14 protein-coding genes are annotated in these 14,969 nt (G+C 59.5%); 5 read left to right on the plus strand and 9 right to left on the minus strand.

Annotation, left to right across the window (positions count from 1 at the left end; genetic code table 11):
- Positions 1–18 precede the first annotated feature (18 nt).
- The 6 genes from ACI77H_RS10170 to metG form a co-directional block, all read right to left on the minus strand.
- Entirely contained in the window at positions 19–528 is a 510-nt protein-coding gene (locus ACI77H_RS10170; protein ID WP_407011781.1) for an Rnf-Nqr domain containing protein, read from the minus strand.
- Positions 521–1,132, minus strand: a complete 612-nt coding sequence (locus ACI77H_RS10175; protein ID WP_407011782.1) for an RnfABCDGE type electron transport complex subunit G — start codon at positions 1,130–1,132, stop codon at positions 521–523. Before ACI77H_RS10175 ends, ACI77H_RS10170 begins: the two co-directional genes overlap by 8 nt.
- Positions 1,129–2,118: an RnfABCDGE type electron transport complex subunit D gene (locus tag ACI77H_RS10180; RefSeq protein ID WP_407011783.1), complete on the minus strand. Its 990-nt coding sequence runs from the start codon at positions 2,116–2,118 to the stop codon at positions 1,129–1,131. Before ACI77H_RS10180 ends, ACI77H_RS10175 begins: the two co-directional genes overlap by 4 nt.
- Positions 2,105–3,322 carry an electron transport complex subunit RsxB gene (gene rsxB / locus ACI77H_RS10185; protein ID WP_407011784.1) on the minus strand — a complete coding sequence of 406 codons (1,218 nt, stop codon included), beginning with the start codon at positions 3,320–3,322 and terminating at the stop codon, positions 2,105–2,107. The genes ACI77H_RS10180 and rsxB overlap by 14 nt, the downstream gene beginning before the upstream one ends.
- Entirely contained in the window at positions 3,319–3,888 is a 570-nt protein-coding gene (locus ACI77H_RS10190; protein WP_407011785.1) for an electron transport complex protein RnfA, read from the minus strand. Before ACI77H_RS10190 ends, rsxB begins: the two co-directional genes overlap by 4 nt.
- Positions 3,889–4,019: 131 nt before the next feature.
- Positions 4,020–6,071, minus strand: coding sequence for a methionine--tRNA ligase (gene metG / locus ACI77H_RS10195; RefSeq protein WP_407011786.1), 2,052 nt, complete (start codon positions 6,069–6,071; stop codon positions 4,020–4,022).
- A 268-nt stretch (positions 6,072–6,339) separates the two neighbouring features.
- On the opposite strand from metG, the gene apbC reads away from it, so the two are divergent.
- A complete protein-coding gene (gene apbC, locus ACI77H_RS10200) occupies positions 6,340–7,434 on the plus strand; it encodes an iron-sulfur cluster carrier protein ApbC (RefSeq protein ID WP_150631185.1) in 1,095 nt (364 codons plus the stop codon).
- A 94-nt stretch (positions 7,435–7,528) separates the two neighbouring features.
- Here apbC and ACI77H_RS10205 read toward each other — a convergent pair whose 3' ends face one another.
- Positions 7,529–8,287, minus strand: coding sequence for an SDR family oxidoreductase (locus ACI77H_RS10205; RefSeq protein ID WP_407011787.1), 759 nt, complete (start codon positions 8,285–8,287; stop codon positions 7,529–7,531).
- 154 nt (positions 8,288–8,441) lie between these two features.
- Between ACI77H_RS10205 and ACI77H_RS10210 the strand changes: the two genes are divergently transcribed.
- The 4 genes from ACI77H_RS10210 to groL all read left to right on the plus strand — a co-directional run bounded on the left by ACI77H_RS10210 (position 8,442) and on the right by groL (position 11,950).
- A complete protein-coding gene (locus ACI77H_RS10210) occupies positions 8,442–9,173 on the plus strand; it encodes a HugZ family protein (RefSeq protein WP_407011788.1) in 732 nt (243 codons plus the stop codon).
- A 66-nt stretch (positions 9,174–9,239) separates the two neighbouring features.
- On the plus strand, positions 9,240–9,716 hold the full coding sequence (locus ACI77H_RS10215) for an FxsA family protein (RefSeq protein ID WP_407011789.1): 477 nt from the start codon (positions 9,240–9,242) through the stop codon (positions 9,714–9,716).
- A gap of 247 nt (positions 9,717–9,963) precedes the next feature.
- A complete protein-coding gene (locus tag ACI77H_RS10220; RefSeq protein WP_017340553.1) occupies positions 9,964–10,257 on the plus strand; it encodes a co-chaperone GroES in 294 nt (97 codons plus the stop codon).
- Positions 10,258–10,306: 49 nt separating this feature from the next.
- Positions 10,307–11,950 carry a chaperonin GroEL gene (gene groL, locus ACI77H_RS10225; protein ID WP_149657969.1) on the plus strand — a complete coding sequence of 548 codons (1,644 nt, stop codon included), beginning with the start codon at positions 10,307–10,309 and terminating at the stop codon, positions 11,948–11,950.
- Between the two features lie 210 nt (positions 11,951–12,160).
- Here the strand turns inward: groL and ACI77H_RS10230 are convergent, their stop codons facing one another.
- A complete protein-coding gene (locus ACI77H_RS10230) occupies positions 12,161–12,904 on the minus strand; it encodes a phosphatase PAP2 family protein (RefSeq protein ID WP_407011790.1) in 744 nt (247 codons plus the stop codon).
- Between the two features lie 54 nt (positions 12,905–12,958).
- Positions 12,959–14,908 (minus strand): LTA synthase family protein, encoded by a 1,950-nt coding sequence (locus ACI77H_RS10235; RefSeq protein ID WP_407011791.1) that lies wholly within the window; start codon positions 14,906–14,908, stop codon positions 12,959–12,961.
- Positions 14,909–14,969 lie beyond the last annotated feature (61 nt).

Below are 14,969 nucleotides of genomic sequence, written 5' to 3' on the forward strand. Positions count from 1 at the left end.
GCGTTTCCTCGAAAGTGATCAATGTGAGGGAGCGGGGCGGGGCCACGCTTGCCAGGCGGCGATCAGCAGTCCCAGCAGAATGAATCCGCCAGGTGCCAACGTGGCCAGGCGCAAGCCACCGTCGCCGAGGAGTTCGCGCAGCAGGCCCAGGCCGACCATCAGCGCGCCGAACAGGACACACAGGCGCAGGCGCTCCCGCCATGCACTCTGGAAAAATCCGGTGTGCTCCAACACGACGCATTGCAAAGCGATCAGTCCTGCATAAATCCCCGAATGCTGGTGCCATTGAAGTGACCAGACTTGGGCGACAAGTTCCGCGCAACTGGTCAGCGTGGCCGCCAGCAGGACACCGGCCAGCAAACGGGCTGTCGGGATCAGTCGGGATCGCAAGGCCGCCATGCTCGCACCAAACGCACCGATCACCGCGATAAACATCAACCACACACCCAGCGCAGTCAGTAACGAGTCAGTGGCGCCGATCAGCGGCGCGAGCATCAGCGCGTTCTGTACATTCGCGGACTTACTCATGGAGGTTGCTCCCGATCAACTGATGCGAGTGTTCATCGAAGTAGCGCAAAGCGTCGTGGATCGCATTGATCACGGCTCTGGAGGTAATAGTCGCACCGGTAATTTGATCGAATTGACCCTGATCTTTTTTCAAAGCCCACCCGCTGGCGGCGGGTTCGTTCAAGGATCTGCCAGTGAAACCCTGAAGCCAGGTATTGGGCCAGTCGGCGATTCGCGCACCCAGGCCCGGGGTCTCCGATTGTTTCAGGGTTTTGACCCCGAGCAACTTGCCGTTCGCGTCGATGGCAATCAGCAAATCGATGGCCCCCGCGTACCCGATGGTCTGGCTGCGCAGCAGGACAGCCGCGGGTTGGCCGGCCTTGCTGGCGAGGTAGCCGCTCAGCAAAGTGCTGTTGGTCAATGCCGTGTTGTCGAGGTGCAGCGGCTGTTCCAGCGGCTGATTGTCGTAACGGTCAGCGGGCAGCAGATCGAGTAGGTTGTGGCTGTCGATCCGTCGCTGTTCGGCCTCGATACGCGGCGCGCTGCTGTACTGCACAAGGTAGGTCGCAGTAATCCCCAGGCCTGCCAGCAACAGCAGAATCACAACGCTCGACGTTCGGCTCATGGCGAAATCTGCTCCTGCCTGGACGCGACACAGCGCTCCAGCGCCGGCACGCAGAGGTTCATCAACAGCACCGCAAACGCCACGCCGTCCGGATAGCCGCCCCAGGTGCGAATCAGGTAGGTCAGCAATCCCACACCCGCGCCGAACAGCAGGCGGGCGCCGGGGCTTTTGGCGCCGGACACCGGTTCTGTGACGATAAAGAATGCGCCGAGCATGCTCGCGCCGCTCAGCAGATGAAACAGGGGAGAGCCATGGGAGTCGGAGCCCGAGCCGTTCCAACAAAGCAGGCTGATGACGAACAGGCTGGCAAGCATGCCCACCGGCGCATGCCAGCTGAATACTTTCCGTTGCAGCAGAAACAAACCGCCCGCCAGAAAAGCCAGGTTGACCCATTCCACGCCGCGCGCGCCGAAGTGGCCGAACGCCGGGTTACCGGTAAAGAGTTCGTCCATGGTCAGGCTTTTGTTGATTCGCAGGCTGTCCAGCGCCGTGGCCTGGACCCAGGCATCCGGCGTCTGGCTGAGGCTGAAACCGAACACTTGCTGCAAACCGCCGAGCAGGTCCATGCCGTGCGACGAAGGCCAGTGAGTCATTGGTTGGGGAAAGGTCACCAGCACCAGAGCGAAACCGAGCATCGCCGGGTTGAACGGGTTTTTCCCCACACCGCCATACAGCTGTTTGCCGAACAGCGCGAATGCCGTGGCGCAGACCGTCAACCACCAAGGGCAGTACGGCGGCAAGGCCAGGGCCAGCAGCGTCGCACTGACCAGCGCGCTGCCGTCGCTCAAGGTCGGTTTGAGCGGGCGTTTGCGCAGCCACAACACCGCCGCTTCAACGGCCAGCGCGGTGACGCCGGCCAGCATCAGATTGATCAACACGCCCCAGCCAAACAACCAGAACAACACCAGCATCCCCGGCACGGTGGCCAGCAATACCAGCTTCATGGCCTGCTGAAGGCGCTCGTCGACCGATTCAAGGGCTGACATAGGCATCCACCTGACGCTCGGCTTCTTGCAAGCGGGCGCGCGCCTTGTCCATTAACTCGGCGGGGGTGTCGGTGCGACGTTCGAGTTTGCTGACATCGGCGCGAGCGTAGGCCAATTCGGTTTTCAGCTGTCGAAGCTGGCTGTCCATGGGGCGCTTTTCGACACGTGCCAGGTCAGGTAACGGTTGTTCGCTGGCGGCTTCTGCCGCGTGCAGGGCTTTTTCAGCGTCGCCGAGTGCGCGCTTCAGGGCTTCGATTTGCTCGGCCGGTGCGTCACTGGTTTGCGCTTTCTTGAGTTCGGCGCGGCGCATGGCCAACTGGATTTTCGCCCGTTTCAGCTCGGCGTCCTTTACTGGCGCCGCAGGCACAGCGGCGGGGGGGGCGCCGCTTTCCAACTGCGCCAAGGCGTGTTCGGCGGCGTCGAATTGCTGTTGCAGGACGATCAGTTGTGACTGCTGTTCGAAGGTTGGCGGATGGCCAAACGCCTTGAGCGATTTGTTCAGTTGCGCGCGGCTCATCGCCAGGTCGATTTTGGCTTGTTTCAACGCCGCGTCGGCATTGGCCGATTTTTGCGTGCGGACTCTCTCCAGTGCGGCTTGAACCGGGTCGAGCGTAGTCACTTCACTGTGCTGCTGCGCAGCGCGATGGGCCCGGGCCTGACGCTCGGCGAGTTTCTGTTCTTCTTCGCGGTGCAAGCGCGCGTTGCGTTGTTCAAAGCGACGCCGCGCGTGGTTGCGTTTTGCGGTGCGCGCCTGTTGTTCTTCAGGGCTGAGCGCCAGGCCACCGACAATCGGCAGCACCGTGGCCAGCGGCAACGGCCGCATTTCGATGCAATCTACCGGGCAGGGGGCCACGCAGAGGTCGCAACCGGTGCATTCGTCGATGATCACCGTGTGCATCAATTTCGCTGCGCCGACAATGGCGTCTACCGGGCAGGCCTGAATGCACTTGGTGCAACCGATACATTCTGCTTCACGGATATAGGCGATCTGTGCCGGGGCCGAACCGCGACTGACGTCCAGTTCCAGCACCGGTACTTTCAGCAATTCAGCCAGGGCCGCGATAGTTTCGCTGCCGCCGGGCGGGCACTTGTTGATCGGTTCGCCGCTGGCGATGCCTTCGGCGTATGGCTTGCATCCGGGATGACCACATTTACCGCACTGGGTCTGCGGCAAGAGGGCGTCGATGCATTGAATCAGACTCATGTTTTGATCAGTCCGCTGAAACCGAGAAAAGCCACTGCGATCAGTCCGGCGCCGATCAGGTCGATCGGCAGGCCGCGAAAGGGCAGGGGAACATCGTTATCGAGGGTGCGCTGGCGCAAGTCGCTGAACAGACTCAGCACCAGCCAGAAGCCCAGCCCGGCGCCCAGACTAAGGGCCGTGGCGTGGAAAAATCCTTTGTCGTCCTGAACGTTGATCAACGCCAGACCGAGCACTCCGGCATTACCGAGCAGCAGCGGCCAGAGCCCTTCGAACGAAAGCGTCGAAAACACCTTCGGCAGCAGCTTTAGCAGCGGCGTGATCAACAACACGCTCAGCGGCAAGAACACGAACAGACGCAATGAAGTCAGTTCCAGCGGCATCAGTAGCCAGTGGTACAGCGCGTAGCCGAGCATTCCGACGATCAGCATCAGGCACGTCGTCGCAATGCCCAGCGCATGCACCTGACGGCGCTCCGCGTTCAATAGCGGATCGACGCCCAGCGGCCAGTGCAACACGAAGTTGTTGATCAAGGCAGCGCTGATAAGCGTAAGAAAAATCTCGGTCATGGTCGTGCCGGCAAGAGAAGGCCTGTCTACCTGAAGGTTAGGCATTATCCGGCAAGGAAGGAGGGTGGGCCAGACATGAAAATCCCACAGGCGCGCCGGGCACGACTGTGGGATCGGTTTAGCGCAGGCGCTTACTTGATGCGTTGGCCTGGCTTGGCGCCGCTGTCGGGGCTGAGCAGGTAGATTTCTTCACCGCCAGGACCGGCCGCCATCACCATGCCCTCGGAGATACCGAACTTCATTTTCCGTGGCTTGAGGTTGGCGATCATCATGGTCAGGCGACCATCGAGCTTGGACGGATCCGGATAAGCGCTCTTGATGCCGGAAAACACGTTGCGTTGCTCATCACCGATGTCGAGGGTCAGGCGCAGCAGCTTGTCAGCGCCTTCAACGGCTTCGGCCTTGACGATCAGCGCAACGCGCAGGTCGACGGCGGCAAACGCATCGAAGTCGATCTCCGGCGACAGCGGATCCTTCGCCAGTTCACCGTTGCCGGCAGGTGCCGCGTCGCCGGTGTCGGTCTGGCTCGCGGTCAGGTCTTCTTTCGAAGCATCGGTCATGGCTTGCACTTTTACCGGGTCGATGCGGGTCATCAACGGTTTGAACTCGTTCAACTGATGATTGCTGAGCAAGGTCGCGTGATCGTTCCAGGTCAGTGGCGCAACGTTCAGGAATGCCTCGGCATCGGCGGCCAGCAATGGCAGCACCGGTTTGAGGAAGATCACCAGTTGGCGGAACAGGTTGATGCCCAGGGCGCAGATCGCCTGGACTTCGTCGTGCTTGCCTTCCTGTTTGTTCAGTGACCAAGGAGCCTTGTCGGCAATCCAGGCGTTGGCGCGGTCGGCCAGGCCCATGATTTCGCGCATGGCGCGGGCGAAGTCGCGGGCCTCGTAGGCCTCGGCGATGCTTGGCGCGGCAGCGAGGAATGCGTCGGTCAGTTCCGGCGCAGCGTTACCCGCCACCAGCACACCGGCGTTGCCTTTCTGGATGAAACCGGCGCAACGGCTGGCGATGTTGACCACTTTGCCCACCAGGTCGGAGTTGACCTTCTGCACGAAGTCTTCGAGGTTCAGGTCCAGATCGTCGACGCCACGGCCCAGCTTGGCCGCGTAGTAATAGCGCAGGTATTCCGGCGACAGGTGGTCGAGGTAAGTCCGCGCCTTGATGAAAGTGCCCCGGGACTTGGACATTTTCTGACCGTTGACGGTCAGGTAGCCGTGCACGTTGATGCCGGTCGGTTTACGGAAACCGGCGCCTTCGAGCATCGCTGGCCAGAACAGCGCGTGGAAATTGACGATGTCCTTGCCGATGAAGTGGTACAGCTCGGCGGTGGAATCCTTGGCCCAGAACGCGTCGAAGTCCAGGTCTGGACGACGGGCGCACAGGTTCTTGAAGCTGGCCATGTAGCCGATCGGCGCGTCCAGCCAGACATAGAAGTATTTGCCTGGCTCGCCTGGAATCTCGAAACCGAAGTACGGCGCATCGCGGGAGATGTCCCACTGCTGCAGGCCGGCATCCAGCCATTCGGCGATCTTGTTCGCGACGGCGTCTTGTAACGTGCCGCTGCGGGTCCAGGTTTGCAGCATCTCCTGGAAGTCCGGCAGCTTGAAGAAGAAGTGCTGGGAATCCTTGAGCACCGGGGTGGCGCCAGAGATGGCCGACTTCGGATCCTTCAGGTCGGTCGGCGCGTAGGTCGCACCGCATTTTTCGCAGTTGTCGCCGTACTGGTCTTCGGTGCCGCATTTCGGGCAGGTGCCCTTGATGAAGCGGTCGGCCAGGAACATTTTCTTTTCCGGGTCGAAGTATTGCGTGATCGAGCGCTGGGCAATGTGCCCGGCGTCGCGCAGTTTCAGGTAGATCTGGCTCGACAGCTCACGGTTTTCTTCGGCGTGAGTCGAGTGGAAGTTGTCGAAATCCACCAGGAACTCGGCAAAGTCGGCGCTGTGTTCAGCCTGGACGTTGGCGATCAGTTGTTCCGGGGTGATGCCTTCCTTTTCCGCGCGCAGCATGATGGCCGAACCGTGGGCGTCGTCGGCGCAGACATAGATGCATTGGTTGCCGCGGTGCTTCTGGAAGCGCACCCACATATCGGTCTGGATGTATTCCAGCATGTGGCCAAGATGGATCGAACCATTGGCATAGGGCAGGGCGCTGGTGACGAGGATCTTGCGTGGCTCGGACATGGGGCTCGGCTACTTGATGAAACGGAGGTCGGCCACTATAAAGCGCCGGCGCATATTTTTCACCCCGTGCGCCTGTTTCATTGGATGAGCAACAGGGATTCGCGCAACGGCACATGTCCCTGCAGGAGCCCGGCTTGCCGGCGATGGCAGACGTGTGGACACCATCGCCGACAAGCCGGGCCCCTACAAATCTTTTCGGCATCCCGCCAAACCATCAGAACAGGTACGATACCCGCCTGATTTTCCAGTCTTGCTATCGGAGTTGCCCATGAGCGCCGTCAATCGCGCAGCGGTGGAAGCCGTCCTTCGCCAGTACACCGACCCTTACCTGAACCAGGATCCGGTCAGCGCCGGGTGTGTGCGCAACATCGAGATCCAGGGTGATCGTGTCAGCGTCCAGCTGGAACTGGGTTACGCCGCCGGCCTGTTCAAGAGTGGCTGGGCGCAGATGCTGCAAATGGCCATCGAAGGCCTCGACGGCGTCAGCAGCGCCCGCGTTGACATCACCAGTGTGATCGCCGCGCACAAGGCTCAGGCACAGATTCCGGGCCTGGCCAACGTCAAGAATGTCGTGGCCGTGGCGTCCGGCAAGGGCGGCGTGGGCAAATCCACCACCGCCGCCAACCTCGCGCTGGCCCTGGCCCGCGAAGGCGCCAAGGTCGGGATTCTGGATGCGGACATTTACGGTCCGAGCCAGGGCATCATGTTCGGCATCCCCGAAGGCACCCGACCAAAGGTCAAGGATCAGAAGTGGTTCGTACCGATTGAATCCCATGGCGTCGAAGTGATGTCCATGGCGTTTTTGACCGACGACAACACGCCGATGGTCTGGCGCGGTCCAATGGTCTCCGGCGCGCTGTTGCAACTGGTGACACAAACCGCCTGGGGCGATCTGGATTACCTTGTCATCGACATGCCGCCCGGCACTGGCGACATCCAGCTCACCCTGGCGCAAAAAGTCCCGGTGGCCGGCGCGGTCATTGTCACCACCCCGCAAGACCTGGCGTTGCTGGACGCGCGCAAAGGCGTGGAGATGTTCCGCAAGGTCAACATCCCGGTGCTGGGCGTGGTGGAAAACATGGCCGTGCACATCTGCTCGAACTGTGGGCATGCCGAGCATCTGTTCGGTGAGGGCGGGGGTGTGAAGCTGGCCAGCCAGTACGGCGTCGAACTGCTGGCCTCGTTGCCGCTGGCAATGGCCATTCGCGAACAGGCCGACGGTGGCAAGCCAACGGTGATCGCCGAGCCGGACAGCCCGATTGCGATGGTGTATCAGGAACTGGCCCGCCACGTCGGCGCGCGGATCGTGTTGCAGGAAGCGGTATCGCCGGCGATGCCGAACATCACCATCAGCGACGATTGAGCTGCGCTTTTGTAGGAGCCCGGCTTGCCGGCGATGACGTATCCAAGTCCGCCATCGCCGGCAAGCCGGGCTCCTACAGGACTGTAGTGGTATTTTAGATCCGCAACCCGCCATCCATCTCCAGGATCCGGCCGGTGTAGTAGTCGTTCTCGAAAATGTACGCCGCCGAATGCGCGATCTCTTCCGGTTTGCCCATGCGTTTGAGCGGAATCCCGGAGGTCATTCTCTCCAGCGCTTCCGGTTTCATGCCCAGCGTCATCTCGGTTTCGATAAAGCCCGGCGCAATGCCTGCCACGCGAATGCCATAGCGCGCCAGTTCCTTGGCCCAGGTCACGGTCGCCGCAACGACACCGGCCTTGGCCGCGGAGTAGTTGGTCTGGCCGACGTTGCCGGCGCGGGAGATCGAGGAGATATTGATGATCGCGCCGCTGTTGTTCAGCTCGACCATTTTCGCCGCGACTTCACGGGTGCACAGGAACACGCCGGTCAGGTTGACGTCGATCACCGCCTGCCATTGGGCCAGACTCATCTTGGTCATCTCGCCGTCCTTGACCTTCAACAGCAGCCCGTCACGCAGGATCCCGGCGTTGTTGATCAAACCATGGATTGCGCCAAAATCTTCGGCCACCTGAGCGACCATGTGCGTCACTTGCTCTTCATTGGCGACGTTGCACAGATAGGCGCGGGCCTCGACACCCTTGGCCTTGCACGCGGCAACGGCGTCATCGAGTTTTTCCTGGTTCAAGTCAACCAGCGCAAGCTTCGCGCCTTTGCCGGCGAAATACTCGGCCATGGAACGGCCTAAACCCTGGCAACCGCCAGTGATAATGATTACTTTGTCAGTGAGTTGCATTCGCATGCCCCGGTAACAGGTTGGAGTGGTCTTCCTTCAAGAGAGCCTCTCGATCTGCACCGGACGTGCACATGAGAACTGCCCGATGGCGGACTGGAACTTTCACCAGTCGCCTGTCCGTTTTTTCGACGGATTCTATATAAGGAGTCATAAATTGAGCGTTGAAGCGGCCAAGAATGCCCGAGAATTGCTTCTCAAGGAATACCGCGCAGTGTTGTCGACGCACTCCAAGGCGATGCCCGGTTTCCCGTTCGGCTCCGTGGTTCCGTACTGCCTGGACGAGCAGGGCCGGCCGCTGATCCTGATCAGCCGCATCGCCCAGCACACTCACAATCTGCAGAAAGATCCGAAGTGTTCGCTGTTCGTCGGCGAGCGCGGGGCCGAAGACGTGCAAGCGGTCGGCCGCCTGACGTACCTCGCCGAAGCCGAAATACTCGAGGACGCGGCGGCGATTGAAGCGGCCGCCGAACGCTACTATCGGTACTTCCCGGACTCGCAGAATTATCACAAGGCCCACGATTTCGATTTCTGGGTGCTCAAGCCTGTACGTCACCGTTACATCGGTGGCTTCGGCGCGATTCATTGGGTCGATCAGCTGACGTTGGCCAATCCGTTCGCCGGCAAGGCCGAAGTGAGCATGGTCGAGCACATGAACGCCGATCACGCCAAAGCCATCGCCCACTACGTCGAACTGGCGGGCCTGCCGAACACCGAGCCGGCACAACTGGCCGGGATCGACACTGAAGGCATGCACCTGCGCATTGGTCAGGCGCTGTACTGGCTACCGTTTCAAGTCCCATGTAATACGCCGACACAAGTCCGCGAAGCCTTGGTTTTTCTGGCTCACGCCGAAGCCTGGCCGAAAAATGAAGTGGCCGATGCTTGAATTCACGAAAGGGCGACGTCATCTAGGGGAGACTGGCAAGGCATTCTTGCGTTGAGGAACCATTTGATGCGCCCTTTTTTATTGCTCTTTGTACTGTTTCCGGTGTTGGAGCTGTTCGTATTCGTCAAGGTCAGCGGTGCGATCGGGTTTTTCCCGGCGCTGCTGCTGGTCATACTCGGCTCGATGCTCGGTGTGTTCGTGCTGCGCATCGCCGGCCTGGCAACCGCGCTGCGTGCGCGTGAAAGTCTGAACCGCGGCGAGCTGCCGGCCCAGACCATGCTCGAAGGCCTGATGCTGGCCCTGGCCGGTGGTCTGTTGATCCTGCCGGGCTTCGTCACCGACGCGCTGGGGCTGATCATGTTGCTGCCAATCTCCCGTCGACTGCTGGCCAATAAAATGCGCCAGCGTGCCGAAGAGGCGGCGATCCGTCAGCGTGCGTTCGCCGAAGATCTTCAGCCACGTGGCGGCCCTGCTCCGCGCGAGCCGCTGGGCCGTGAGCCGAACGTGATCGAAGGTGAGTTCGAACACCGCGATTCCAAATAAATCGTTTCACCTGCGCGGCACCTTCGGGTGCCGTGTTTGTTTTCGGGGTATCAACGCAAAAAATTTCGATCTCCGCCCTTGTAATAAGCTTATGCGCCCTTATGTAACGGTCACCGCAAGGTTTCTGGCAATCACGCCAGACAGACTTCCGCGTCTCGCTTGTCGAGTCGCACCCGGCACCGCCGGATTTGTTAAACCCGCCGGGAATACACCGGCCGATGAAAACCACAATTAGGAGAGATCGACAATGAAGCTTCGTCCTCTGCATGACCGCGTCGTCGTCCGTCGCAGCGAAGAAGAAAAGAAAACCGCTGGCGGTATCGTCCTGCCAGGTTCGGCTGCTGAAAAGCCAAACCAGGGCGAAGTCCTCGCTGTAGGCCCAGGCAAAGTTCTGGAAAACGGTGAAGTGCGTGCGCTGTCCGTGAAAGTGGGTGACAAGGTTGTTTTCGGCCCTTACTCCGGCAGCAACACTGTGAAAGTTGACGGCGAAGACCTGCTGGTCATCGGCGAGAGCGAAATCCTCGCTGTAGTCGAAGGCTGATTCCCCGCTCATTTTCCCGCTACTACAAAGTATTTAAGGAATATCGATCATGGCTGCTAAAGAAGTAAAATTCGGCGATTCCGCCCGTAAGAAAATGCTCGCCGGTGTCAACGTCCTGGCTGACGCAGTAAAAGCGACCCTGGGCCCTAAAGGCCGTAACGTGATCATCGAGAAGAGCTTCGGCGCTCCGACCATCACCAAGGACGGCGTTTCCGTAGCCAAAGAAATCGAGCTGAAAGATCGCTTCGAAAACATGGGCGCGCAGCTGGTCAAAGACGTTGCCTCCCGTGCCAACGATGACGCAGGCGACGGCACCACCACCGCTACCGTTCTGGCCCAATCGATCGTCAACGAAGGCCTGAAAGCCGTCGCTGCCGGCATGAACCCGATGGACCTGAAACGCGGTATCGACAAAGCGACCATCGCAATCGTCAAAGAGCTGAAAGCCCTGTCCAAGCCTTGCGCTGACACCAAGGCCATCGCTCAGGTCGGCACCATCTCGGCCAACTCCGACAACTCCATCGGCGACATCATTGCCGAAGCCATGGAAAAAGTCGGTAAAGAAGGCGTGATCACCGTTGAAGAAGGCTCGGGCCTGGAAAACGAACTGTCGGTCGTTGAAGGCATGCAGTTCGACCGTGGCTACCTGTCCCCGTACTTCGTCAACAAGCCAGAGACCATGACTGCCGAGCTCGACGGTCCGCTGATCCTGCTGGTCGACAAAAAAATCTCCAACATCCGCGAAATGTTGCCAGTACTGGAAGCCGTTGCAAAAGCCGGCCGTCCACTGCTGATCGTGGCCGAAGACGTTGAAGGCGAAGCCCTGGCGACTCTGGTTGTGAACAACATGCGTGGCATCGTTAAAGTTGCAGCCGTCAAGGCTCCAGGCTTTGGCGACCGTCGCAAGGCCATGCTGCAGGACATCGCTGTTCTGACTGGCGGTACCGTAATCTCCGAAGAGATCGGTCTGAGCCTGGAAAGCACTACCCTGGAACACCTGGGTAATGCCAAGCGCGTGATCCTGTCCAAAGAAAACACCACCGTGATCGACGGTGCCGGCGTTGAGACTGATATCCAGGCTCGCGTTCTGCAGATCCGTCAGCAAGTGGCCGACACTTCGTCCGACTACGACCGTGAAAAACTGCAAGAGCGTCTGGCCAAGCTGTCCGGCGGCGTTGCAGTGATCAAGGTTGGCGCTGGTTCCGAAGTTGAAATGAAAGAGAAGAAAGCCCGCGTTGAAGACGCCCTGCACGCTACCCGTGCAGCCGTTGAAGAAGGCGTGGTACCTGGCGGCGGCGTGGCACTGGTTCGCGCTCTGCAGGCTATCTCCGAACTGAAAGGCGACAACGCCGATCAAGACGTTGGTATCCAGTTGCTGCGTCGCGCTGTTGAAGCGCCACTGCGCCAGATCGTTGCCAACTCCGGCGACGAGCCAAGCGTAGTAGTCGACAAGGTCAAGCAGGGTTCGGGTAACTACGGTTACAACGCTGCTACCGGCGAATACGGCGACATGATCGAAATGGGTATCCTGGACCCGGCTAAAGTGACTCGTTCGGCTCTGCAGGCAGCAGCTTCCATCGCCAGCCTGATGATCACGACCGAAGCCATGATCGCCGAGATCAAGGAAGAAGGCGGTGCTGGCGGCGGTATGCCAGACATGGGCGGTATGGGTGGCATGGGCGGCATGATGTAAGCCAGCCTTACCCCTGTACTAAAAACCCCGTCTGCGAAAGCAGGCGGGGTTTTTTATTGCATTCGATTTACCGAATCTTGAAATTGCATCGGACCACTGTGGGGAATGCAGACCGGCTTGCCGACGATAGCGGTATATCAATCACCATCAATAGTGAATGTCATGGCCACATCGCGAGCAAGCTAGCTGCTCCCTAATTGATTTTGTATTTCAGGCGCTGACCGGCTGTGCTTCTGACTCTCTCTTAGCCTTGGAAGCAGGTCGATACAGGATGTAGTAATACGACCCCAGACAAATCAGCCAGCAGAAAATCGCTGTCCACACGTTGTGCGAGAAAAAGTGCGCGCCCTGCAGCATCCGGCCAATAGAAAACACCGTGCCCAGCGCGAAAGCGAACACCAGTGCCTTGCGCGCCAGGCGCGGACGACGGTCGCGCAGCACGAAGAACAGCGCAAACAATGTGAAGCCGGTCGCGGCATGGCCACCCGGCCAGCAACGACCGGGTTTGTCGGTGGGTGGGCGCGGGCTGAGGAGTTCGCTGTAGGTTTCATGTCCGCCGAATTGCTCCAGGCTCCATGGGCATTGAACCGCGGTCACCGCTTTGACGGGCGTGACAAAAGACGTCGCCAGGCCAAGGGACAGCACCAGGCAGCCCAGTTCCCGTTTGAACGGTTTAAGCCTGTCGATGAAAAAGGCACCGATGAAACCGAAGATGGAGAACACCGAAAAGGCGATAACCACTTGCTTGGCACGGTCATGCAGGATGTCTTCGAGGAAAAAACTGTGGCGCCCGATGAAGTCTCCGGCCACCGGGTCATAGAACAGCCGGGCCAGGTCCATGTCCACGGACGTCAGTTCGAGCAGCAACAAAATGATCGCGGCAGCGGCGGGAACACCCAGGCACACCCAGAAATTGAGCGGGCGAGAGGCGGGGCGGACAGCGGTTGATGGCATAACGGATCCTGAACAATGGAAAACGCCCCGGGGCATCAGCCCGGGGCGATTGGATTAACGTTCGCTGACTTGGTCGGTGCCCTCCATGGGCGCCCTCCAGCCAAGCAGCTGTTGCTTGAAGCCATAACTGGCCGTTTGGTAATAGGTGATTGCCCGTGTGATCAAGGGATCGCTGTGCGTGGCGCGTGATTCGCGACTTTCGGTAAGTGCCTCATCATGACGGCGCAAGCCCTGGCGTGGACTCAGGATCGCCAGATCTTGCCCGTCGAACAGGCCCAAGTGCTGGTAATTGCCAACGACCACACGCGGCGGCAGTGGATTGTCTTGCAACAGGTTACGACCGAAGAACGTCGACTGATAGTCCAGATTCAGCAGACCCAGCAACGTCGGGGCCAAATCGATCTGGCTGGCCAGTTGCGCTGTTTCCCGGGCCTCAATCAGTTTCGGTGCATAAATGAACAGCGGAATCTGATAGTTGCTGATCGGCAAGTCCTCTCTGCCTGCACTGCCGGCCGTATGGTCGGCGACAAAGACAAAGAGGGTGTTATCAAACCACGGCTTCTGGCGTGCCTGATCCAGAAACTGACCGATGGCATAGTCCGTGTATTTCACCGCGCCGTCGCGACCATTGCCGGACTTGATGTCAATCCGGTTGTCCGGGTAGGTATAGGGACGATGGTTGGATGTGGTCATCAATTGCAGCAGGAACGGCTGTTGTTTGGCGTAGTCGGCGTCGGCCAGCTTCAGGGTCTGGGTATAGAGGTCTTCATCGGCCATGCCCCAGGCGTTTTTGAAGTGGATTTCAGACTCATCGACACTGCTCTGGTCGACTACACGGTAACCGTTGCCGCTGAAGAATGCGTTCATGTTGTCGAAGTAGCCGCGCCCGCCATAGACAAACACGCTGTCGTAACCCACGGCACTCAGTTGCTGGCCCAGGCTGGCGAAACCGCTTTCACGCCCCACACGCTTGACGATCGAACGTCCTGGCGTCGGAGGAATTGCCAGGGTGATGGCTTCCAGGCCGCGATCAGTGCGGGTGCCGGTGGCATAGAAGTTGTTGAAATACAGGCTCTGTTTGCGCAAGGCGTCAAGGTTGGGGGTGAGGTTGCGGTCATCACCGTTGCTGCCCATGTACTTGGCGCTGAAGCTTTCGATGGTCACCAGCACGATATTGGGTTTTCGCAGGGTGCCGGGATTGTCGATCATCCGGCGAATGTCTTGTGGGTCTTCGCCGACGAAGCGGGCGTTGGGTTCCCTTAACTCGTCACGAATTTGCTGCGCCACAACGGCGGGTGGCAGGCTGCTGTAGAACTGCGGGTAATCGAGTTCATTGTTACGAAAGGCGGCGAAGAATTGATACGGGCCGTTGCTTGCCAGTTCGTTCTGATAGGCGTTCCCACCCTGGGCGCGCGGCGCGTCCTGACTCAACAACTGTAAGCTCAGCCCTGCAACGACCAATAGGCCCAAGGCATTCAATAGACGGCCGCGCAAGGGCGGCAACGGTGCCTCAAGCGCGGCATTGAAGGGTTTGCGCAGCGCAAGACTCAGGGCTATGGAAAGTGCCGCCAGGATGCCCATCAGTGTGCCGATCGGGTAAGACTCGAGCAGGTTGTTCAGCACTTCGTCGGAGTACACCAGATAGTCAACGGCGATGAAGTTGAAGCGCACACCAAACTCATCCCAAAACAGCCATTCGGCCACGGACGTGAACAACATGGCGAACAGGCTGATTGTCAGCAGCCCCTGAAGGACCCAACGGTGGCCACTGCGGCGCCACAAGGCTGGCGGGCAGAACACCAGGTAGAGGCCCATCGGCAGCATCGCGTAAGCAATGAAACCCAGGTCATACATCAAACCAATGCCAAACACCGATACCAAGCCGCTGCCGGCTTCATCCAGGTGAGTGAGCAAGAGTAGCGTTCGGGTCAGGAAGAAAATGGCCAGCCAGATGCCGCTAACCAAAAGGAGAAAACGCATGGGTGCAGTCTTGAAAAAGTCCATTGTGTATACATTCCTTGATGCGGGTTGCGCGAGAGTCTCGCCTGGGTACTGTAGTCGGCTT

The sequence above is a fragment of the Pseudomonas sp. O230 genome (assembly GCF_045447035.1).
In the GTDB taxonomy this organism is placed as follows: domain Bacteria; phylum Pseudomonadota; class Gammaproteobacteria; order Pseudomonadales; family Pseudomonadaceae; genus Aquipseudomonas.